We start from the raw sequence: 922 nt of genomic DNA, 5'->3' as shown, positions 1-922 counted from the left end.
ATCGGCGCCCGACCATTGCACGGCAAATCGTTCGACCGCCGACAGGTCCACCGGCGCCGCGGCAACCAGCCCGCCGCCGCCGGGCAGGATGGCCGAGACGTCGCCCGCGGCATCCAGCGCGGGCAGCAGCACCGACAACTGGCCCGCATTGGTCAGCCGCCCCGTCACGGCCAGCCCGCCATGGCGCAGCACGACACGCGCGCCGCCATCACAGGGCGCCGTCAGCGCCACGTCCAGCAGCGCCCCGGGTGCGGCGGACACGCGCAGGCCGGGCGTGCAGTCGGGCGCCGCCACCGGTTCGGGTGCCAGAACAGGCTGGGGGTCAGGGACAGGTGCGGCGGCGGCAGCCGTTGAAGGGCCTGCCGACAGCGTCACGATGTTCTTGGGGATGTCCTTGGATTCCCACGGTGCCGGCGCGGTCCGCGCGCGTTCCACGGCATCCGTCCCGGCGCGTGTCTGGACCATGTGGCCGGCGCCCAGCGCCATTGTCGCCACCGCCGTGCCCAGCGCGATCGTCCGAATCACTCGCATGATCACCATTCCACCATTCACACCACGGGGTCGACCAATGCTGGCGAAACGCGGCGGCGTCGTGGCGAAAGCGGGGAATGTTTCGGCCGGGGCGGCGCAGGACCGCCCCGGCAGGATGGGTCAGGCGATGCGCCCGTGGCAGTGCTTGAACTTCTTGCCCGACCCGCAGGGGCAGGGGTCGTTGCGGCCGGTGTCGGCCCAGTTCTCGGGCAGGTCGGCCACATCGGCCACCGGCATGACGGGCGCCTGCGCGGCAGGGGCGGGGACTTCGGCCGGGGCAGGCGTCGCCGGGGCGCTGGCACCCTGCGCCGCACGCGCCTGGGCAAGGAACTGCTCCATCATCGCCTTCTGCTCGGCCTCGGTCAGCGGGCGCACCACCGCCAGCCGCTGC

At 73.2% G+C, this 922-nt stretch carries 2 protein-coding genes; both read right to left on the bottom strand.

Annotation, left to right across the window (positions count from 1 at the left end; translation table 11 throughout):
- A partial coding sequence (locus ACLD7X_RS17145; protein ID WP_411424899.1) for a hypothetical protein occupies window positions 1-540 on the bottom strand: 540 nt, incomplete at its 3' end.
- 111 nt (window positions 541-651) lie between these two features.
- Window positions 652-922: SEC-C metal-binding domain-containing protein (locus ACLD7X_RS17140; protein WP_411424898.1), on the bottom strand; the 271-nt coding region annotated here is incomplete at its 5' end.

Source organism: Aphanothece microscopica RSMan92 (assembly GCF_046613545.2).
Classification (GTDB): Bacteria; Cyanobacteriota; Cyanobacteriia; order PCC-6307; family Cyanobiaceae; genus NIES-981.
The sequence above is the reverse complement of the archived record's forward strand: the minus strand, read 5'-3'. Positions and strand labels throughout refer to the sequence as shown.